The sequence below is a fragment of the Thauera carbonicopians genome (assembly GCF_025699485.1).
In the GTDB taxonomy this organism is placed as follows: domain Bacteria; phylum Pseudomonadota; class Gammaproteobacteria; order Burkholderiales; family Rhodocyclaceae; genus Thauera.
On the sequence record NZ_JANUXN010000023.1, the window covers coordinates 35293 to 55140 of the forward strand.

General features: G+C 65.9%; 16 protein-coding genes and 1 pseudogene. 7 read left to right on the forward strand and 10 right to left on the reverse strand.

Translation table 11 applies throughout. The features are described 5' to 3' along the window. The first annotated feature begins 82 nt into the window (after positions 1-82). Entirely contained in the window at positions 83-949 is an 867-nt protein-coding gene (locus NX068_RS19210; RefSeq protein ID WP_263462823.1) for an arginase family protein, read from the forward strand. A 3-nt stretch (positions 950-952) separates the two neighbouring features. On the opposite strand, the gene NX068_RS19215 is transcribed toward NX068_RS19210, so the two are convergent. The 6 genes from NX068_RS19215 to gcvA form a co-directional block, all read right to left on the reverse strand. Then, positions 953-1927: a serine hydrolase domain-containing protein gene (locus tag NX068_RS19215; protein ID WP_263462824.1), complete on the reverse strand. Its 975-nt coding sequence runs from the start codon at positions 1925-1927 to the stop codon at positions 953-955. 203 nt (positions 1928-2130) lie between these two features. After that, on the reverse strand, positions 2131-3141 hold the full coding sequence (locus NX068_RS19220) for an XdhC family protein (RefSeq protein WP_263462825.1): 1011 nt from the start codon (positions 3139-3141) through the stop codon (positions 2131-2133). After that, the gene (locus tag NX068_RS19225; protein ID WP_263462826.1) at positions 3141-3701 is read right to left on the reverse strand and encodes a nucleotidyltransferase family protein; all 561 of its coding nucleotides are present in this window, start codon (positions 3699-3701) and stop codon (positions 3141-3143) included. Before NX068_RS19225 ends, NX068_RS19220 begins: the two co-directional genes overlap by 1 nt. A 6-nt stretch (positions 3702-3707) precedes the next feature. Continuing rightward, on the reverse strand, positions 3708-5999 hold the full coding sequence (locus NX068_RS19230) for a xanthine dehydrogenase family protein molybdopterin-binding subunit (RefSeq protein ID WP_263462827.1): 2292 nt from the start codon (positions 5997-5999) through the stop codon (positions 3708-3710). Then, positions 5996-6469, reverse strand: a complete 474-nt coding sequence (locus NX068_RS19235; RefSeq protein ID WP_263462828.1) for a (2Fe-2S)-binding protein — start codon at positions 6467-6469, stop codon at positions 5996-5998. The genes NX068_RS19230 and NX068_RS19235 overlap by 4 nt, the downstream gene beginning before the upstream one ends. Before the next feature lie 129 nt (positions 6470-6598). After that, complete coding sequence (gene gcvA / locus NX068_RS19240; RefSeq protein WP_263462829.1) at positions 6599-7546, reverse strand: transcriptional regulator GcvA; 948 nt, start codon at positions 7544-7546, stop codon at positions 6599-6601. 114 nt (positions 7547-7660) lie between these two features. Between gcvA and NX068_RS19245 the strand changes: the two genes are divergently transcribed. The 4 genes and pseudogenes from NX068_RS19245 to NX068_RS19260 all read left to right on the forward strand — a co-directional run bounded on the left by NX068_RS19245 (position 7661) and on the right by NX068_RS19260 (position 10501). After that, positions 7661-8434, forward strand: coding sequence for an SDR family NAD(P)-dependent oxidoreductase (locus NX068_RS19245; RefSeq protein WP_263462830.1), 774 nt, complete (start codon positions 7661-7663; stop codon positions 8432-8434). Between the two features lie 81 nt (positions 8435-8515). Then, the gene (locus NX068_RS19250) at positions 8516-8863 is read left to right on the forward strand and encodes a carboxymuconolactone decarboxylase family protein (RefSeq protein WP_263462831.1); all 348 of its coding nucleotides are present in this window, start codon (positions 8516-8518) and stop codon (positions 8861-8863) included. Positions 8864-9104: 241 nt separating this feature from the next. Further along, a pseudogene (locus NX068_RS19255) lies at positions 9105-9518 on the forward strand (cupin domain-containing protein); the annotation flags it as partial. Positions 9519-9523: 5 nt separating this feature from the next. Then, positions 9524-10501 carry an arsenic resistance protein gene (locus NX068_RS19260; protein ID WP_263462832.1) on the forward strand — a complete coding sequence of 326 codons (978 nt, stop codon included), beginning with the start codon at positions 9524-9526 and terminating at the stop codon, positions 10499-10501. A gap of 97 nt (positions 10502-10598) precedes the next feature. On the opposite strand, the gene NX068_RS19265 is transcribed toward NX068_RS19260, so the two are convergent. The 4 genes from NX068_RS19265 to NX068_RS19280 form a co-directional block, all read right to left on the reverse strand. Then, positions 10599-12128: a catalase gene (locus NX068_RS19265; RefSeq protein WP_263462833.1), complete on the reverse strand. Its 1530-nt coding sequence runs from the start codon at positions 12126-12128 to the stop codon at positions 10599-10601. A gap of 135 nt (positions 12129-12263) precedes the next feature. Next, the gene (locus tag NX068_RS19270) at positions 12264-13097 is read right to left on the reverse strand and encodes a quaternary amine ABC transporter ATP-binding protein (protein WP_263462834.1); all 834 of its coding nucleotides are present in this window, start codon (positions 13095-13097) and stop codon (positions 12264-12266) included. After that, complete coding sequence (locus tag NX068_RS19275) at positions 13094-15037, reverse strand: glycine betaine ABC transporter substrate-binding protein (RefSeq protein WP_263462835.1); 1944 nt, start codon at positions 15035-15037, stop codon at positions 13094-13096. Before NX068_RS19275 ends, NX068_RS19270 begins: the two co-directional genes overlap by 4 nt. A gap of 66 nt (positions 15038-15103) precedes the next feature. Next, the gene (locus tag NX068_RS19280; RefSeq protein WP_263462836.1) at positions 15104-16654 is read right to left on the reverse strand and encodes a phospholipase D family protein; all 1551 of its coding nucleotides are present in this window, start codon (positions 16652-16654) and stop codon (positions 15104-15106) included. A 487-nt stretch (positions 16655-17141) separates the two neighbouring features. On the opposite strand from NX068_RS19280, the gene nosZ reads away from it, so the two are divergent. Together nosZ and NX068_RS19290 are read left to right on the forward strand one after the other, a co-directional pair. After that, a complete protein-coding gene (nosZ, locus tag NX068_RS19285) occupies positions 17142-19097 on the forward strand; it encodes a TAT-dependent nitrous-oxide reductase (protein WP_263462837.1) in 1956 nt (651 codons plus the stop codon). Between the two features lie 98 nt (positions 19098-19195). Further along, a partial coding sequence (locus tag NX068_RS19290; protein WP_263462838.1) for a right-handed parallel beta-helix repeat-containing protein occupies positions 19196-19848 on the forward strand: 653 nt, incomplete at its 3' end.

Sequence of the window (19848 nt, forward strand, 5' to 3'; positions counted from 1 at the left end):
CGCTAAGGCGACAACATGCCCCCTGCCCATGGAATACGGCCGATCGTCGTCTTCCATGGGCTTTTTGCATCGGCAAACCAGAATGAGCACCAAAACACTCAGACTCAATTTCCCGCAATGGCAAGGCGGCACCGAACCCGCTTACCGCTTCGGCTCTGAACTGCTGCGCTGGCTGGCGCCCGCGCACGAAGGGCCGGAAGAAACGGTGGAGGTTCCGGTTGCATTCGGGCAGCCGCTTCAGATCGAACAGGGCATCAAGGCCCGCAGCGCCCTGCTGTCGCAGGCCCGCGCCGCACGTGCGGCCATCGAGCGGCACCAGCCCGAGCGCATCGTCGTGCTGGGCGGCGACTGCCTCGTCGATCTCGCCCCCATGGCCTACCTGAACCGCATTCACGACGGCAGGCTGGGCGTGCTGTGGATCGATGCTCACCCCGACGTCATGAGCACCGCCGAGTTCTCTCACGCCCATGCCCACGTCTTGGGCATGCTGCTGGGCCGCGGCGACGAGGAATTCACTGCCGAAGTCGAGCGCAAGCTGGATCCTGCGCGCGTGATGATCGCCGGCATGAGCGCCTGGACCGAGGCCGAAGGCCGCATTCTCCAGGAGCTGGGTGTGCGGCATACTCCCGCTGCCGATCTCGCCGACAGCAGCCAGCCGATCCTGGACTGGATCGAGGCCGAAGGCATCACCCACCTGGCCGTGCATTTCGATCTGGACGTGCTCGACGCCGCCCACTTCTCGCCACTGCTGTTCAACAAGCCCGAGCAGCCGGAAGGCATGTTCGACGGCATCGTCCAGGGCACGATGCGGCTGGGGCAAGTCATCCGCCTGCTGCAGGACGTCAGCGGCGCCTGTGACGTGGTCGGGCTCGGCACCGCGGAGTTCCTGCCCTGGGACATGCTGCGGCTCAGGGAGGCGCTGGCCGGTCTGCCGATCATGCGGGGATGACGGCTATCGCCCGTGGGCGGAGCTGGCGGCAATGATCCTGCCCATGAGCCGGTGCAGATCGCTGCGATGGCCGCTGCGCGCGGCCGAGGCACTGTCGTCCGAAGTCATCACCACCGTCAGGTTCAGCCGCGGCACGACATAGAGCATCTGCCCGCCGTAGCCCCAGCCATAACGCACCTGCTCGCCGGCAAATTCGGTCAGGAACCAGCCATAACCGTGGCCGTCGCCCGTCCATGGCGAGCGCGTGCGCTGCTGCCACGAAGCGGCGATCCACTCGCGCGGCAGCACGCGCTCGCCCGAACGGGTCACGCCGCCGTTGCAATACAGCTCGCCGAAGGCCAGCAGCGAGCGCGGACTCATGGCCATCTCGTTGCCGCCGAGGTGGATGCCTTGCGGATCGCGCGTCCAGGCGGTGATCGCAAACTCTTCGAGCGGTCCCAGCCAGTCGCGCGCCAGTTCCAGCATCGAACGGCCCGTCCGCCGGCTCAGGATGGCCGACAGCAGGTGCGTGGAGCCGGTGGAATAGATCATCCGCCCGCCGGGCTCGTCCTCGAAAGGCCGGGCGAGCGCGGCACGCACCCAGTTGCGGCTCGCCACCCAGGGGCCGTACCGGGGGCCGGAAGTCGATCCCAGCCCTGCCTGCATGGACAGCAGGTGGCCGATCGTCAGCCGCTGCATGCGCGGATCGGGGTCGGCCGGCAGATCGCGTGCGAGCAAGAGCGCCACGGCCTGGTCGGTGCCTTCGAGCACGCCCTTGTCGATCGCGATGCCGACCAGGGCTGAGATCACCAGCTTGGAGGCCGACTTGATGTTGGTCGATGCCGTGGTGGTGTGGCCCCGGTAGCCGCGCTCGGCCACGATCTCGCCCTCGTGGGCGACGACGACGGTCTGCAGCGGTGTCAGCGATTCGGCGTCGTCGAGAATCCCGTCCAGTGCAGCGACGAGGCTGCCCTCGTCCACTGCAGCAGGGCTGGCCATGTCGCCCTGGGCACGAACGGTACCGGCAGTCGTTTGAGCCGATGCAAGCGGAGCCACGCAAGCCATCGAAAGCATCTGGATGGACAGGGCAATGAACATGGACCGCACTGACGACCTCTTTCCTGTGAGCCGCCGACGCCGGCGTGCCGAGGAAGGACCACGGCGCTCGGCAGGGGTTCAAGCGGCGCTGCGGCCGCCCCGCTTCACGCCTTCACAGGTCTGGACGACTGGAACTCGGCGCGCAGCCTGCGCGTGGGCACCACGCCGTTCTTGACCGCCAGAATTTCAGCCATCACGCTCACCGCGATCTCCGCAGGTGTTTTACTGCCTATGTAGAGACCCACTGGCGAATGCAGGCGCTGCACGGACGCTTCCGTCTCGTTGAAGTGTTCGATGAAGCGCTGCGTGCGGCTGTTCGCGTTGCGCCGCGAGCCGATGGCGCCGACGTAGAACGCCGGGCTGTGCAATGCTTCGAGCAGCGCCATGTCGTCGAGCTTGGGATCGTGGCTCAGGGCGACGATGCAGCTACGGGCGTCGGGGGCAAAAATGCGCACGGCGTCGTCGGGCATTTCGGTGGTGATGTGCACGCCGGCCACGGCCCAGGTATCCCGGTGTTCGGCACGCGGATCGCACAGCGTCACGGCGAAGTCGTTGAACAGCGCCATCGTCGCCACGTATTCGGCCAATGCGCCGGCGCCGATCAGCAGCATCCGGTACTGCGGCCCGAAGGTGCTGGACAGCATGGTGCCGTCGAAATGCAGCGGCTCGGGCGCGCTGGCCGCTTTCAGGCTCGCTGCGCCGGAGCGGCAATCCACCGTGCGGCGGACGAGCTGCCCCGCTTCCAGGCGCCGCACCAGCTCATCGAGCGCGGCAGGATCCGGTTCGAACTCCAGCAGCAGCTCCAGCGTACCGCCGCACGGCAGGCCGAAGCGGTGCGCTTCGTCGGCAGTCACGCCATAGCGCACCAGCCTGGGCGCCGAGCACGGCATGCCCGGGCCGCCATAGACCGTGGTGTAGCCATGGATCAGGTCGTCCTCGATGCAGCCGCCCGAGACCGAACCGATGCAGCGGCCGTCCTCGCGCAGCGCCATCATCGAGCCGGGCGGCCGCGGCGACGAGCCCCAGGTCTTGACCACCGTGGCCAGCATCAGCCGATGTCCGGCTGCATGCCAGTCCCGCGCCGCGCGCAGCACGCGCACGTCGACACTTTCCATCAGACTGCTCCCCGGGTTTCGAGCAGGGCCTCGGCCCGTGCCAGATCGTCCAGCGTGTCGATGTCCAGGACGATGCCCTCATCGTCCAGCTCCATGTCCAGCACCCTCCCCGCCTGCCGCTGCGCCCGCACGACGGCAGCCGCACCCGCATCGCCGCCCAGTGCCATCAGCGCCGCGCGGCATTCGCGGCCGAAGCCGACCGGGTGGCCTTGCCGTGCATTCCAGAACGGCATGACCACCGGATGCGAAGCCAAGCCCTCCGCCACCCGCAGCAGGCTGCGGGCGTCGACCAGCGGCAGATCGCCCGGCAGGATCAGCCAGCCGGCGGCATCGGTCGTGGCAGCGACGCCGCGGGCGATGGAGTCGCCCATGCCATCCGTGCCGTTTGCCGGCCGCACGACATGACAAGCCAGGCCCGACGCGGCGACGCGGCGCAGCACATGCTCGAGCACCGGCACGCCGGCCAGCAGCGCATCGAGCTTGTGCGTGCTGCCGCCGGCGCGGGCGAAGCGCTCGCCCCGCCCGGCGGCCAGCACGATCACGGTGGGCGCTTGCTGCACGTCGCGCTATGCCACCGTGCGCACCGGCAGGCTGCGCACGCGCTTGCCGGTGGCGGCGAAGATTGCATTGCACAGCGCCGGCGCTACCGGCGGCACCGGTGGTTCGCCGACGCCGCCGGGCGGCAGCTCGTGGTCGTCGTTGACTAGGTGGGTGCGGATCACGCGCGGCGAGGCCTGGTGGCGCAGCACTTCGTAGTCGTGGAAGTTGCTCTGCCTGACCCTGCCGTTCTCGAAGCTGATCTCGCTGGCAAGCGCCAGGCTCAGGCCCATGATCGCACCGCCTTCCATCTGCGCGCGGATGCGCTCGGGTTTGATCTGCGGGCCGCAGTCCAGCGCCATGTCCACCGCCACCACCTGCACTTCGCCGCTGGCATCCACCTTCACCTCGACCACCGTGGCGGTGTAGCTCATGAAGCTGTAGCAGAACGCCAGGCCCAGGCCGTGCCCTTCGGGCAGTTCGCGCCCCCAGCCGGCGCCCTCGCATGCGGCCTCGATCACGCCGCGCAGGCGGCCGGTGTCGTAAGGGTAGCGCTCGGGCGACTCGGTGTAGTTCCAGGTATCGGCCATCATGCCGGGGTCGATCCTGCGCGCCGGGCCGATCAGCTCGAGCGCGAACTGGCGGTGATCCTTGCCGGCACGATGCGCCAGTTCGGCGATGAAGCACTGGGCCGCAAAGGCGTGCGGGATGTTCGCCACCGAGCGGAACCAGCCGATGCGCGCATGGGCCGCCACTTCGGCGGTTTCCACCCGCACGTTCGGGATCACATACGGCATGTTGATCGCCGACATCGCCGATTCGGTGATCTGCTGTCCCTTGGCGCCTTCGACAAACAGTGAAGCAATCGTCGGCGAGGCGCTGCGGTGCAGCCAGGACTGCACCTGGCCGCTGCCGTCGATGACGGCTTCCAAGCGTTCGATCGAGACGGTGTGCAGGTAGTCGTGATGGATGTCGTCCTCGCGCGTCCACACCAGCTTGACCGGCGTGCCTTCGGGCATGGCCTGGGCGACGATGGCCGCTTCATCGACGAAGTCCGGCTTGGATTTGCGGCCGAAGCCACCGCCCAGCAGCAGCACCTTGACCTTGACCTTCCCCGGCTCGAGTTTCAGCCGCCGGGCCACGGCGGCCTGCGCCGCGGCGGGGTTCTGCACCGAAGTCCAGACCTCGGCACGGCCGTCCTCGATCCGCACGGTGGCGACCGGCGGCTCCATCGACGCATGGGCCAGATGCGGAATGTAGTATTCGGCAGCCAGGCGCTCGGCTTCCGGCGCCTTCGCCCATGCCTCCGCGACATTGCCCTGGTCGCGCATCAGCTTGCCGGGCACACGCGATGCGGCTTCCAGTTCCTGGCGGTAGGCGACGGAGTCGTAGCTGCCGTTGGGGCCGTCGTCCCATTCGATTTCCAGCGCGTCACGGCCCTGGATGGCGGCCCAGGTATTGCGCGCAACCACGGCGATGCCGCCCAGCGGCTGGAAGGCCGGCGCGCCCTGGAAAGCGGGAATCTCCACCAGCTTCAGCACGCCGGGCACGGTCAGCGCCTTGCTGCCATCGAATTTCCGCAGCTTGCCGCCGACCACCGGCGGGCGTGCCACCACGGCGTAGACCATGCCGGGCAGGCGCATGTCCATGCCATAGACGGCCTCGCCCTTGCCGATCGCTTCCAGGTCGACCAGCCTCACCTTGTCCTTGCCGATGTAGCGGAAATCCTCCCGCGCCTTGAGCTTCAGAGCATCGGCCGTTGGCACCGGCTGCCGTGCCGCGTCGGCCGCCAGTTCGCCAAAGCCCAGGCGCCGGCCGCTGGGCTCGTGCAGCACCTCGTGCTGCACCGCCCTGACTTCGGACACCGGCACCGACCAGCGCGCCGCCGCAGCCGCTTCGAGCATCTGCCGTGCCGCCGCCCCCACGCGCCGCATCGGCATCAGGAAGTGGCGAACGCTGCGCGAGCCATCGACGTTCTGGTTGCCGTAGCGCCCCTCGTCCGCCTCGGCCTGCACCACCTCGACGCGCTCCCACAGCGCCTCCATCTCATCGGCCACCACCATCGGCAGGCTGGTGCGCACACCGGTGCCCATCTCGGCGCGGTGGGCGACGATGGTCACGGTGCCGTCTTCGGCGATCGAGACGAAGACCAGCGGATCGTCCACCGTGCCGCCGGGCATGGAATCGGCGCCATATTTCGGCGCTTCGGCATCGGCCGCCCTGGCCGCACTGACCAGCCCGCTGGAGGTGACGGCCAGGGTCAGCACACCGAGGCTGCCCTGCAGGAAGGCGCGCCGGGAAAGTCGCACGGTCGCAGTCATTGCCGGCCCCCCGAAACCAGGCTGCCCGCTGCCTGCTCGATGGCAGCGCGGATGCGCGGGTAGGTGCCGCAACGACAGATGTTGCCGCTCATGGCATCGTTGATCTGCTGCTCGGTGGGTGCCGGCGTGGTCTTCAGCAGACTCACCGCGGTCATGATCTGGCCGGCCTGGCAGTAGCCGCACTGGGCGACGTTGTTCTCCGCCCAGGCCTGCTGCACCACCTGGCCGATGCGGTCGGCCTCCATGCCTTCGATGGTCGAAATCTCGCGTCCGGCCGCGGCCGAGACCGGCGTGACACAGGCGCGCACGGGCTGGCCGTCGATGTGGACCATACAGGCACCGCATACCGAGATGCCACAGCCGAACTTGGTGCCGGTCATGCCGAGCTCGTCGCGCAGGGCCCACAGCAAGGGCATGTCGTCCGGCACGTCGACCTTCCTGGTCTGGCCGTTGACTTGGAGATGTGTCATTGGCGAACTCCTCTGGGGGTAAGCGCACGGGGCGCAGATTATGCGAGCCTGTGTTTCGAAGCGGCTCTTGTTCGAGTCCGAGGATTTTCCCCGAAAACCTCTGCTTTGATAAATTAGCGAGGCTAATAACTACTGTAAGCGCTCGTCAGGCGCTCGCAGGGTCTGCCCGCCCGAAGCCGCCTCCCGCAACAGCCAGTCCCGGAATGTCTGCAGCTTCGGCATGCCAGCGCTTTCCGGCCGATACACGACGTAGTAGCCCAGCTCGGAAGCGAAGCGGACCCCGGGGAACAGCCGCAGCACCCGGCCGGATGCCAGATCGTCGTGGGCCATCACGCTGCGGGCGAGCGCCACGCCCCGGCCCTCGATCGCAGCCTGCAGGACGGCCGCGGAGTTGTTGATTCTCAGCCCGCGTGAAGCCGCCACACCGGCCACCCCCATCTTCTGCAGCCACTTTTCCCAGGTCGGGAAGCCCGCATGGCCATCCATCGACAGGTCATGGATCAGCGTGGCGCGGCCGAGGTCGCCCGGCTCGTGCAAAAGCTGGCTACGCAGCAGCTCGGGCGAGCACACCGGGTAGATCTCCTCGTCCATCAGCTTCTCCGCCACCAGGCCCGGCCAGCTTCCCGCACCGTAGCGCACGCCGATATCCACGCGCTGGGCGACGAAATCGACCGGTTTGAGGTTCGTTTCCAGGCGCAGGTCGGTATCCGGGCATGCGGCCTGGAAGCGCTCGAAACGCGGCAGCAGCCACTTGGCGGCAAAAGCCGGGCTGACGGTGACGGTCAGCACTCCGCCGCCGGCGCCTTCTTTCAGCCGTTCGAGGCCGATCGCCAGGCGATCGAAGCCGGCCCGGATGTCGGGCAGCGCTCGTAAAGCCGCATCGGTGGCAACGAGCCTGGCGCGGCCGCTGCTGCTGCGGATGAACAAGGGCGTCCCGAGCCATTCCTCCAGGCCGCGAACGAGCTGGCCCACGGCAGCGGGCGTGACGTTCAGTTCCTGCGCGGCAGCCGAAAAGCTCCGATGCCGGGCGCTGGCTTCGAATGCGCGCAAGGCGTTGAGATGAACGGGCAGTTTCATCACGGGAAAGTTTTTCTTTCAATGACAGACACTTTATCTCATTTGCTGCCCGCAGGAAGTCGGCGAAGAATCTGCGCCCAACTGCCAGCCGGCAGGTAAACAGAGAGACTTCAAATGAACGATCAATTCAAGGGCAAGAAGCTGCTCGTCGTCGGTGGCAGCAGCGGAATGGGCCTGCAGACGGCACGCATGGTGATCGCTGGCGGCGGCAGCGCGGTGATCGTCGGCAGGAATGCGGAGAAAACCGAGCAAGCACGCAAGGAGCTGGCTGCACGGGGCCAAGCCTGGGCCTTGACCGCAAACCTCAGCAGCAGCGAAAGCCTCGCCGCACTGCTCGACATCATCGACGAGCAGCACACCGACATCGACCTGCTGGTCAATGCAGCAGGCGTGTTCTTCCCCAAGCCTTTCCTGGAGCACTCGGAAGCCGACTACGACCAGTATATGAAGCTGAACAAGGCCTTCTTCTTCATCACCCAGAAGGTCGCCGCCAATCTGGTTACCCAAGGCAAGCCCGGTGCGATCGTCAACATCGGTTCGATGTGGGCCAAACAAGCCATCGCCGCCACGCCGTCTTCCGCCTATTCGATGGCCAAGGCCGGCCTGCATTCGCTGACCCAGCATCTGGCGATGGAACTCGCCCCCAGGCAGATCCGCGTCAATGCGGTGTCACCGGCCGTGGTCGAAACCCCGATCTACGAAGGCTTCATTCCCAAGGCAGAAGTGCACGAAGCCTTGCAAGGCTTCAACAGCTTCCACCCCATCGGCCGTGTCGGCACACCGCAGGACGTCGCCGAGGCCGTCGCCTTCCTGCTCTCGGACAAGGCAGGCTGGGTGACGGGCGCAGTCTGGGATGTCGACGGCGGCGTCATGGCTGGCCGCAACTGACCACGACGTACGCGGACAGTCGCATACACTTTCGGCGCCGGACTCCATCCCGGAATCCGGCCTGCCCCGAAGGAGACAAGGATGGAAATGCAGAACTGGAACACCTATCGCGATGCACTGATGGAACGCATCGGCGATTTCGGCTCCCTGAATCCGGAAGTGATCAAAGGTTTCGCGGCGCTCGACGGCGCTGCGGCCAAGGGGAGACATCTGGACCCCAAAGTACATGAGTTGATTGCCCTGGCCGTGGCAGTGACCACGCGCTGCGACGGCTGCATCTCGGTGCACACCCAGAAAGCCGTCGAACACGGCGCGACCCGTGAGGAAATCGCCGAAGCACTGGGCGTGGCGATCGCCCTGAACGCGGGCGCCGCCCTCGTCTATTCCGCGCGCGTGCTCGATACCCACGCACAGTTGCCCAAGCCCTGAGCCACATCGGGCGTGCGTTGCCGGTTTTATCTGTCTGCCGCGCGCGCCCATTGCCGAAAACATCTCGATGCTGATTAATGCCGATTTTTCCCGCTCGGCCATCGTCGCAGCCAACCAATACCACTGGGTGGCCTCGCCTCAGAGCGGCGTCGAGCGTGTGATGCTGGACTGCGTAGGTTCGAATCGGGCCCCCGCAACCAGTATCGTGCGTTACGCACCTGGATCCTGATTCCCGCCCCATCCGCACCCCGGCGGCGAGGAAATTCTCGTGCTGTCCGGAATCTTCTCCGAAGACGATGCCCACTATCCGGCGGGCTGGTATCTGTGTAATCCGCCCGGTTCGGGCCATCAGCCACCCAGCGAGGAAGGCGCCACCATCTTCGTCAAGCTGCAGCAGATGCCGTCGCAGGAGCGGCACGCCGTGCGCATCGACACACGGGACTCCTCACCCTTGATCCTGCTCGGGCTGCGCTGGAAATTCGGTTTCCTCCGTGCTGGTACCGGAAGGCCACCGGCCAGTGGAGAAGACGCGGGTAGAATCGCTCGACGATTTCATCATCTTCGGCGTTGCTCCTTCCCCTCCGGCGACCGCTGTCCGCCCAAGGCTGCCAACCCCCATGGCCGGATCTGCCATGGCGCCGATCTTCAGGATTGATCAACATGTCTGCTGCCGCGCTGCGGGAACGGCTCGAATCCCGGCAGGTTGCCATCTATTTCCTCGCAGTGCTGCTCGCCGCCGCGCTGGCGTGGCTGCTGCCGGGCACCGCGGCACTGGCGCCGGCGATCGATCCCCTGCTCGCCTTCATGCTGTTCGTCACCTTCCTGCAGGTGCCCTTGATCGAGCTGCGCCAGGCCTTGGCGAACGTGCGCTTCCTCGGCGCCTTGCTGACGGCGAACTTCATCGTCGTGCCGATACTGGCGGCGGTGCTGATGAACTGGCTGCCGGACGATCCGCTGCTGCGCACCGGCGCCTTGCTGGTGCTGCTGGCGCCGTGCATCGACTATGTGGTGACCTTCGCCCATCTCGGCCGTGCCGATGCCCGGGCACTGCTGGCATCCACGCCGGTGCTGCTGGCCGCGCAGATGTTGCTGCTGCCGGTTTTCCTGGGGCTGTTTCTCGGTGAGGGCGCGGCCCGGGTCGTGCAATGGGAGCCCTTCCTGCATGCCTTCACCTGGCTGATCGCAGTGCCGCTGGCGCTTGCCGCCGCCTGCCAGGCATGGGCCGCCCGCACCGAAACGGGCGCGAAAGCGGCGTCCCTGCTGGGGCTGTTCCCCGTGCCCGCCACCGCGGCGGTGCTGTTCGTCGTCGTCGCGGCCGTGACGCCCCAGCTCGGCCTGGCGCTGGATGCGGTTCGCGCGGTCGTACCGGTCTACATCGCCTTTGCCGTCGTCTCGCCGCTGCTGGGCTGGACGGTGGCGCGCGGCTGGCGGCTGCCGGCGGATCAGGGGCGGGCAGTCGCCTTCAGCAGCGCCACCCGCAACTCGCTGGTCGTGCTGCCGCTGGGGCTGGCGATTCCGGGCGCCCTTCCCTTGATACCGGCGGCGATCGTCGCGCAGACGCTGGTGGAACTCGTCAGTGAACTGCTCTACGTAAAGCTGCTGCCGCGTCTGGGTTTGGTTTCGACACCCAAACGTTAAGGGGCTTGTGGGCAGCAATCGCCGCCCACAAGCCCCCCATCGCATCAAATCCACTGCCGCCCGGCACCTTCCGGTGCCGGACATGGCCCGATTCACGTCAGGCAGGCAGCGGCACCAGCGGGTTGCCGTACATCGGGTCGTCCTGCTTGGAGGCCAGCGCCTTCTCCAGGTCGATGCCGAGCGCCTTGGCCACGCCGGCGCCGTAGGCCGGATCCGCCGCATGGCAGTTGCGGATATGGCGGAACTTGATGAACTCCGGTGCATCGCCCATGGCGCGGCCGGTGTTGCCGAACAGGGCTTCCTGCTGCGCCGGCGTCATCAGTTGGAACAGCTTGCGCGGCTGCTCGAAGTAGTTGTCGTCGTCCTGGTGGTAGGACCAGTACTTGGCTTCGCCGGTCAGGCGCAGCGGCGGCTCCTCGAACTCCGGCTGCGCCTGCCACTGGCCGAAGCTGTTGGGCTCGTAGTGCGGCAGGCCGCCGTAGTTGCCATCCACCCGGCCTTCGCCGTCGCGGTGGTTGCTATGCACCGGGCAGCGTGCCCGGTTGACTGGGATCTGGTGGTGATTCACGCCAAGGCGGTAGCGCTGCGCATCCGCGTAGTTGAACAGGCGGGCCTGCAGCATGCGGTCCGGGCTGGCGCCGATGCCGGGCACCAGGTTGGACGGCGAGAAGGCGCTCTGCTCGACGTCGGCGAAGAAGTTTTCCGGGTTCTTGTTCAGCTCGAACTCGCCCACTTCGATCAGCGGGTAGTCGCCCTTGTACCAGACCTTGGTCAGGTCGAAGGGGTGCAGGCGGTATTTCTCGGCATCGGCCTCGGGCATGACCTGGATGTACATCGTCCACTTGGGGAAGTCGCCGCGCTCGATGGCCTCGTACAGGTCGCGCTGGTGGCTTTCGCGGTCCTTGCCGACCAGAGCTTCGGCCTCGGCGTCGGTCAGGTTCTTGATGCCCTGCTGGGTCCTGAAGTGCATCTTGATCCAGAAGCGCTCGCCTTTCGCGTTCCAGAAGCTGTAGGTGTGCGAACTGAAGCCATGCATGTGGCGGTAGCTGGCGGGGATGCCGCGGTCGCTCATGACCACGGTGACCTGGTGCAGCGCCTCGGGCAGCAGCGTCCAGTAGTCCCAGTTGTTGGTGGCGCTGCGCATGTTGGTGCGCGGATCGCGCTTGACGGCCTTGTTCAGATCGGGGAACTGGCGCGGATCGCGGACGAAGAACACCGGCGTGTTGTTGCCGACCATGTCCCAGTTGCCTTCCTCGGTATAGAACTTGAGGGCGAAGCCGCGGATGTCGCGCTCGGCGTCGGCGGCGCCACGCTCACCGGCCACGGTGGTGAAGCGGGCGAACATTTCGGTTTTCTTGCCGACTTCGCTGAAGATCTTGGCCCGGGTGTAACAGGTGATGTCCTTGGTCACCGTGAAAGTGCCGAAGGCGCCCGAACCCTTGGCATGCATGCGGCGCTCGGGAACGATCTCGCGCACGAAATTGGCGAGTTTTTCGTTGAGCCACACGTCCTGCGCCAGCAAGGGACCGCGCGGACCGGCAGTGAGGCTGTCGCGGTTGGTGACGACTGGGGCACCGAAATCGGTCGTCAGCTGGGTCACGGGACACTTCTTGGTATCGTCATTCATGGCGAACTCCTGCTGCTGGTTAGTCGATAGACCCCATTGTCTGAATGGGTGTTTGAATTTTATGAAAATTATTCAAACAACGAAATTTAATAGTTTCTATCGATGTCATAGGCACAGTGATCGGGCTGTCGTCACTCAGGCTGCCGAGCGCCGCACCATGAATCTTTCGACATACTCATTGGCCGGATGGTTGCGGATGTCGTCCGGGCTGCCCATCTGCTCCACCTTGCCGTCGCGCAGGATGACGATGTATCGGCCCAGGCGCAGGGCTTCGTCGATGTCGTGCGTGATGAAGACGATGGTCTTCTGCAGGCGCTGCTGCAGGGCCAGCATCTGGTCCTGCATGTCCCGGCGTATCAGCGGGTCCAGCGCCGAAAAAGCTTCGTCCATCAGCAGGACGTCGGCGTCGATCGCCAGCGCGCGCGCCAGCCCGACTCGCTGGCGCATGCCTCCCGACAGCTCGTCGGGGTAGTTGTTTTCATAACCGAGCAGCCCCACCCGCTCCAGCCAGACGGCTGCCTTCTTGCGCGCTTGCGCCTGGCTTTCGCCGCGGACATCGAGGCCGAAGGCCACGTTGTCGATGACGTTGACGTGCGGCAGCAGGCCGAAATTCTGAAACACCATGCTGACGCGGTGCCGGCGCAGCTCGCGCAGGTCGGCCATGCTCAAGTCCAGGATGTTGCTGCCGTCGATCAGGATCTGCCCGGCCGAAGGGTCGATCAGCCGATTCAGATGACGGACCAGGGTGGACTTGCCCGATCCCGACAAGCCCATGATGCAGGATATCTGCCCCGCGGCGAGCGTGGCACTGACCCCGGCCAGGCCCACGTTGCAGCCGGTCTCGGCCTGGACGCTGGCCTTGTCGCAGCCCTGGCGCAGGAGCTCGACCGCCCTGGCCTCCTGCGGCCCGCCTTCGCGCGGGCCGAAAACCTTGTACACGTCGCGTATCTCTATCTTGGCCTCGCTCATCGCGGCTTCTCCTCCGACGTGGCGGCGCGCTGCCGGCGCGGCCGTCCGTAGGCCTGGGTGATCCGGTCTATGACGATGGCCAGGATCACGATGGCCACCCCCGCCTGCAGGCCGCGGCCCACGTCCAGCGTCTGGATGCCCGCCAGTACGTCCTCGCCCAGGCCGCGCGCGCCGATCATCGACGCCACCACCACCATGGCCAGCGCCATCATGGTGGTCTGGTTGATCCCCGCCATGATGCTCGGCCGGGCCAGCGGGAGCGTCACCTTGGTCAGCATCTGCCAGCGCGTGACGCCAAAGGCCTGCGCCGCTTCGACGACGTCGGGATCGACCTGGCGCAAGCCGAGCGTGGTCAGGCGGATGAGCGGCGGCACCGCATAGATGATGGTGGCGAACAGGGCCGGCACCTTGCCCAGGCCGAACAGCATCAGCACCGGAATCAGATACACGAAGCTCGGCAGGGTCTGCATGACGTCCAGCACCGGAGCCAGCACCCGGCGCAGGACGCGGCTGCGCGCGGCGACGATGCCCAAGGGTATGCCGATGACGATGGACACCAGCGTCGATGCCAGGACCAGGGCGAACGTCTGCATGAGCTTGTCCCACAGGCCCATGGCGCCGACCAGGTACAGGCAGGCCGGATACAGCACCGCCGCCACGGGCTTTCGCGTGGCATGCCAGGACAGCGCGGCGACCAGCAGCAGGAAGCCCCAGGGTGGAATCGCCAGCATCAGGCGCTCGACCGGCAGCAGCACGCCGGCCAGCATGAAGTCGCTGACCCGGCGGAACACACCGCCGTATTCCTTGACCATGCCCATGAGCTGCCTGTTCACGAGATCGGAAGCGGACCAGTCCGGGAAGATGCCGTGGCCGGCCGGCGCCGCTCCGGCAATCTCGGGCATACCGGCCGGCGCCAGCGCTGCGGCGACGCGCGCGCCCACCTCCTGCGGCAGCCAGGCTCGCCATACATCCGGGTGCTCGCGCAGGAACCGGTCGGCCATGGCCTCGCCGCTCCTGCGGGCTTCGGTCATTTCCAGAATCATGCGGTTCATCAGCGCCGGTTCGAACTGGAGCTTTTCGAAAAAGGCCACCAGGTCCGGGTTTCGGTCGGCGAAGGGCGCGGACACGGCCACCGAGAGCCGCGCCCGCAGGAAGTCGGAGGAGCAGAGATCGCCGTCGCCGCTGACGATGGCGTCCCAGCATTTCTGCTCGAAAGGGTCCTGCTCTATCCGGTGGAACTTGTACTTGGCCATCAACCCTGCGGGCTGCCAGTAGTAGAACAGGATCGGCCGTCCCCTGTCGTAGGCCGAGTTGATGGCCGCATCCAGCGCGGCGCCGGTACCGGCGCGAAAGTTGGTGTAGTGCTCTTCCAGGCCATGCAGGCGCAGCAGCCGGCTGTTGGTCGCTTCGCAGACCCAGCCCGACGGGCAGTTGAGAAAACGCCCCTTGCCGGGGTCTTCAGGATCGGTGAAGAGCGACTTGTATCGCGGCAGATCGCGCCAGTTGCGCAGATCGGGCGCCAGCGCCTCGATCCCCCGCTCGGCGTCGCCATGAACCAGAAAATCGGGCACATACCAGCCCTGCTCTGCTCCGCCGGCCAGGGTATCGCCCACGACTTCGATCTTTCCCTGCCGGATCGCTTCTTCGATGATGGACGACCTGCCGGACCATATTTCCGCGATGATCTGCAGATCGTCCTGGGCCAGGGCCGACTCGATGGCAGCCGACGCACCGGGCACGATCTCCGTCGCGCAGCCGTAGCCCGAGGCGAGTATCCGGCGGACGACATGCGTGGTGAACGAAGCGCTTTCCCAGTTCAGGTCTGCCAGCCTGACCGCTTGCCCGGCATTGCAGGGCGCCGCCTGCCCCTTCGCCGCCAGAGGCAGCATGAAGGCCAGGCACATGGATGCGAGAGCAAGCGTACGCAGCAATTTCCCCATTCGGACTGACTCCCTTTCTGCCTCCTGCACAGCCGGCGAATGCTTGCCGCAGCCGTCATCCGCGGTTCAAAGCTGCGACTCCAGCGGCAGCATGCCGATGATTCGCGCGGCAAGCCGCCGCCGCAGCGAAGTTTCGGGCTCCCGGTCGTAGCGGACGATCTCCCCGTTCTGGCCTGCGCTCCATTCCAGCCCGCCTTCCGGCTTCAGACGGACCTCGTAGCTGCGCGAAGGCGCGGTTTCACGCTGCCAGACTGCCGCCATCTTCGCCACCAGCGTCTCGGAATCGAAGAGCACGCCCATCTCGGTGTTGAGCGAAGTCGAGCGCGGATCGAGATTCATCGAACCGATGAAGCCCACGCGCCCGTCGGCACTGAAGGCCTTGGTATGCAGGCTTGCACCGCTCGACCCGCGCAGGGAGAAATCCTTGTCCTGATCCTCGGGGCGCAGTTCCCAGAGCCTGATGCCCGCCTCGAGTAGCGGGACGCGGTAGCGCGCATAGCCGCCATGGACCGCAGCCACATCGGTCGCGGCCAGGGAATTGGTCAGGACCGAAACCGAAACGCCTTTTGCGGCAATGGCGGCGAGTATCGCCGTACCCTGCTCTCCGGGAATGAAATAGGGCGAGGTGATCTCGAGCCGTTCGCGCGCGCCCTCGAATACCGGCCGCAGCTCGTGCATCAGCCAGTTCTCGCCATCCCTGCCAAGCGCCTTCTGCGGCGGATCGGCGATGATCCGTGCGCTTGCCGTCCAATGGGGCTGCTCCGCCTCGGGGTCGAGCAGCGAGAGCCGTTCGACGAGGCGCTGCAGGTATGGGCGGGCAGCGGCCTCATCGGCGGTGCCGCTCAATCCCGGGGCAATACGTTCCAGTGTGGCACTGGGGTCTTGCACGGGCGAGAGCCTGTCGATCGGCAGCGCCACGCCGCTGTTCCAGTAGTCGTCGAAGATCGTTTCCGCCTGAGCGACGACAGGCCCCATCACCAGTACGTCCATGTCGCGGAAATTGGTTTCTTCGGCCGCATCGAAATACTCGTCGCCGATGTTGCGCCCGCCCAGGATCGCGATGCGCCCATCGACGATCCAGGCCTTGTTGTGCATCCGCCGCGTCACGCTGAATGCCCGCAGCGCCATTTCGAGGCCGCGTCGCAGGCTGCCCTCCCGCGCCCGGGTCGGGTTGAAGATGCGGATCTCGATCTGCGGATGGTGCGCCATCGCGATCATCGCGTCCCAGGTATGGCTGGTGCCGATGTCGTCGATCAGGATCCGCACCCGCACGCCGCGCCCGGCCGCGGCAAGCGCCTCGGCAAGGAGAAGCCGGCCGGTCAGGTCCTCATGCCAGATGTAGTACATCAGATCGAGCGAACGCTCGGCCTTGCGGGCCGAAAGGCCGCGCGCGGCAAAGGCGTCGAGGTTCTCGGCCAGCAGGACCAGGCCGTTTTCGCCCGGGTGCGCATCCGTCGCGGCGCCGATCTGCCGGTCGAGCAGCGTCTGCCCACCCTCGACCGGCAGCGCCCGGGAGATCTCTCCCTGGACGCGGGCTGCGAAGACGCCGTACAGCCAGGTCGCAAGCACCGAGGCCGCGACGAAGCACAGACAGGCAAGGACAATGAACCGGATCATGGCCATCCTTCAGTACGGCGCCCGGAACGGATGGGCACACGAGGATTCAGCCCCGGTGGAATGGATACTTTCGAGGCTCCGAGGAACAGCAGGCCGGTCGTGCCCGATCGGCAACAGCCCACACGCAGGGCCGGGTCCGGCAGCCACGGGAATTGTAGCGCCCGAGCCCCCTCGCGCAAGATGCACGCATAGCGCAGGTGGATTTCGGGATAGTCGTCCGAGGAAACGCACTCTTGCCGTTCAAGCTGTCCGGCATACCGGAATTTCTTCCTCCCCGATCCACCGTACCGATTGAATATTCGTTCATGGCAATATAATCATCTTTTAACATATATCAAGTCTCCCCCTTCCTGGCGGGCCTAAAGTGCATCTGCAAGGAACTGCCACGAAACGTTTGTCATGGGCATTCATGCGGGCAGTCGCCAGGCCCATGAGTTCCGGATGCCTGGACGAGCGTCGATCAAGCCAGAAAGGGAGCGAGATGATCATGAACGAAGAGATGAAGATGAACCCGGCCGATGCGATGCCGGATCCGAGCCGCCGCAAGTTCCTGAACACCGCTGCCTTCGCCGGCCTGGCCGGTGCCGGCCTGTCGGTCGGCCTGTCGGCCTGCAACAACGAAACGGCTCCCGCACCCGCTGCGCCATCTGCAGCGGCCCCCTCCGGCGTGCCGGCAGCCGCCGCAAGCGACATGCACCTGCACATGCAGCCGGGCGAACTCGATACCTACTACGGCGTCTGGTCCGGCGGCCACTCGGGCGAATGCCGCATTCTCGGCCTGCCCTCGGGCCGGGAGATCAAGCGCATCCCGACCTTCAACATCGACTGCATGAGCGGCTGGGGCATCACCAACGAGTCGAAGAAGGTCATCGGCACCCGCCCCGACGGGCGCCCGAAGTACATGACGGGCGACACGCACCACATCCACGGTTCGTACACCAACGGCACCTTCAACGGCAAGTATTTCTGGGTCAACGACAAGATCCACGGCCGCCTGGCCCGTATCCGCGGCGACGTCTTCGAGTGCGACGCGATCACCGAGCTGCCCAACATCCAGGGCTTCCACGGCATCTTCCCGGACAAGCGCGACCCGGTCGATCCTGCGATCAACCATACCACCCGCGTGTTCTGCGGCAATGAGTTCCACATTCCGCAACCCAACGACGGCCGCGACCTGGACGACCCGACGAAGTACTTCTGCCTGTTCACCTGCGTCGATGCCGAAACCATGGAGGTCCGCTGGCAAGCGAAGGTCGACGGCAACATGGACCTCGTGGCGACGTCGTACGACGGCCGCTTCGCTGCCTCGAACCAGTACAACACCGAAGGCGGCGCGCATTACGAAGACATGATGTCGGCCGAAATGGACGCCTGCGTGTTCCTGGACGTGGGCCGCGTCGAGCAGGCGATCAAGGACGGCAAGTTCACCACCATCGGCGACTCCAGGGTACCGGTGGTGGACGGCACCAGGGCCGCCAACACCGATGCGGCCACCGCGCTGGCCGGCTACGTCCCGGTGCCCAAGAACCCGCACGGCGTCAATGCCAGCCCGGACGGCAAGTACTTCATCTGCTCGGGCAAGCTGTCGCCCACCTGCACCGTGATCGAGTTGAGCAAGGTCGCCGAATGGTTCGACGGCAAGCTCGACGACATCCGCAAGGCGGTGGTCGCCGAAGTCGAAGTCGGTCTCGGCCCCCTGCACACCACCTTCGACGGCCGCGGCAACGCCTTCACCACGCTGTTCCTCGACAGCCAGGTGGTCAAGTGGAACATCGAGAAGGCGATCCAGTTCTCTGCCGGCGACAAGTCCGTGCAGAGCGTGGTCGACCGCATCGACGTGCATTACCAGCCAGGCCACATCAATTCCTCGATGGGCGAAACCCGCGAGGCCGACGGCCAGTTCCTCGCGGTGGGCTGCAAGTTCTCCAAGGACCGCTTCCTCCCGGTCGGCCCGATGCACCCGGAAAACGAGCAGTTGATCGACATCCGCGGCGAAAAGATGGTGCTGCTGGCCGACCACCCGGTGCATCCTGAGCCGCACGATTTCGTCATCGTCCGGCGCGACATCATCAATACCCGCCAGGTCGGCGTACTGGACGCCCATCCGCTCGCGGTGAAGGATCCGAAGGATTCCGGTGTGTTCCGTGACGGCAACAAGGTCACGGTCAAGATTGCCTCGATGGCGCCGGCTTACTCCCTGCGCGAATTCGAAGTAAACGTCGGCGATGAAGTCACCATCATCCTGACCAACCTCGACAAGGTGGAGGATCTGACGCACGGCTGGGCGATGCCGAAATACGACATCAACTTCACCGTCAATCCGCTGGAAACCAAGTCGGTCACCTTCACCGCCGACAAGCCGGGCGTGTTCTGGTGCTACTGCACGCACTTCTGCCACGCCCTGCACCTGGAGATGCGTACGCGCATGATCGTGCGTCCGTGATCCTGCAGGGCACGCCGTCAGCGCTGCCTGGCCTGAATCGAGGGGCGGCAAGCCCCTCGATTGCTTTTCTCCGCCGATTTCCCGACATGGAGCGCATCATGAAGCCCCTCACCGCCCTGCGGAGCATCGCAATGGCGGCGCTGCTCGCTGCCGGCTTGTTCGCGACGTTTGCTGCGCCAGCGGCCGCGGCCGAAGTGTGGCGGGTCAAGGCAGGCGAATCCATCCAGGCCGCGATCGACCGCGCCGCCCCGGGCGACACCATCGAAGTCGAGCGCGGGCGCTATTTCGGCCACCTGCTGATCGACAAACCGCTGACCCTGCGCGGCATCGAGCGGCCGACGATCGACGGCGAGCTGAAGGAAAACACCATCAGCGTCAAGGCCGAGGACGTCACCATCGAAGGCCTGATCATCGCCAATTCCGGCGGCGACACCCTGTACCAGCACGCCGGCGTCTACATCTACCCCGGCTCGCACAAGGCGGTGGTACGCAACTGCGATTTCTCCTACACGCTGTTCGGGCTGTGGATCGAGAAGGCCAACGACGTGCTGATCGAGAACAACCTGATCACCGGCAAGCGTGACTTCGATTCGCCCCGCCGTGGCAACGGCATCCAGCTCTACAACACGCGCCGCGCGCGCATCATCGGCAACAACGTCAGCTTCGTGCGCGATGCGCTCTACGTCGATGTCTCGCACGACGCGCTGTTCCGCGACAACCGCCTGCACCACAGCCGCTACGGCACGCACTA

What these genes read in the sequence shown, in the direction of transcription:
- gcvA (WP_263462829.1), bottom strand. Translation starts at nt 7,546, where the DNA reads ATGAAACTGCCCGTTCATCTCAACGCCTTGCGCGCATTCGAAGCCAGC.
- NX068_RS19275 (WP_263462835.1), bottom strand. Translation starts at nt 15,037, where the DNA reads ATGGGGAAATTGCTGCGTACGCTTGCTCTCGCATCCATGTGCCTGGCC.
- NX068_RS19220 (WP_263462825.1), bottom strand. Translation starts at nt 3,141, where the DNA reads ATGGAAAGTGTCGACGTGCGCGTGCTGCGCGCGGCGCGGGACTGGCAT.
- NX068_RS19230 (WP_263462827.1), bottom strand. Translation starts at nt 5,999, where the DNA reads ATGACTGCGACCGTGCGACTTTCCCGGCGCGCCTTCCTGCAGGGCAGC.
- nosZ (WP_263462837.1), top strand. Translation starts at nt 17,142, where the DNA reads ATGAACGAAGAGATGAAGATGAACCCGGCCGATGCGATGCCGGATCCG.
- NX068_RS19215 (WP_263462824.1), bottom strand. Translation starts at nt 1,927, where the DNA reads ATGGCCAGCCCTGCTGCAGTGGACGAGGGCAGCCTCGTCGCTGCACTG.
- NX068_RS19245 (WP_263462830.1), top strand. Translation starts at nt 7,661, where the DNA reads ATGAACGATCAATTCAAGGGCAAGAAGCTGCTCGTCGTCGGTGGCAGC.
- NX068_RS19270 (WP_263462834.1), bottom strand. Translation starts at nt 13,097, where the DNA reads ATGAGCGAGGCCAAGATAGAGATACGCGACGTGTACAAGGTTTTCGGC.
- NX068_RS19265 (WP_263462833.1), bottom strand. Translation starts at nt 12,128, where the DNA reads ATGAATGACGATACCAAGAAGTGTCCCGTGACCCAGCTGACGACCGAT.
- NX068_RS19235 (WP_263462828.1), bottom strand. Translation starts at nt 6,469, where the DNA reads ATGACACATCTCCAAGTCAACGGCCAGACCAGGAAGGTCGACGTGCCG.
- NX068_RS19250 (WP_263462831.1), top strand. Translation starts at nt 8,516, where the DNA reads ATGGAAATGCAGAACTGGAACACCTATCGCGATGCACTGATGGAACGC.
- NX068_RS19210 (WP_263462823.1), top strand. Translation starts at nt 83, where the DNA reads ATGAGCACCAAAACACTCAGACTCAATTTCCCGCAATGGCAAGGCGGC.
- NX068_RS19260 (WP_263462832.1), top strand. Translation starts at nt 9,524, where the DNA reads ATGTCTGCTGCCGCGCTGCGGGAACGGCTCGAATCCCGGCAGGTTGCC.
- NX068_RS19280 (WP_263462836.1), bottom strand. Translation starts at nt 16,654, where the DNA reads ATGATCCGGTTCATTGTCCTTGCCTGTCTGTGCTTCGTCGCGGCCTCG.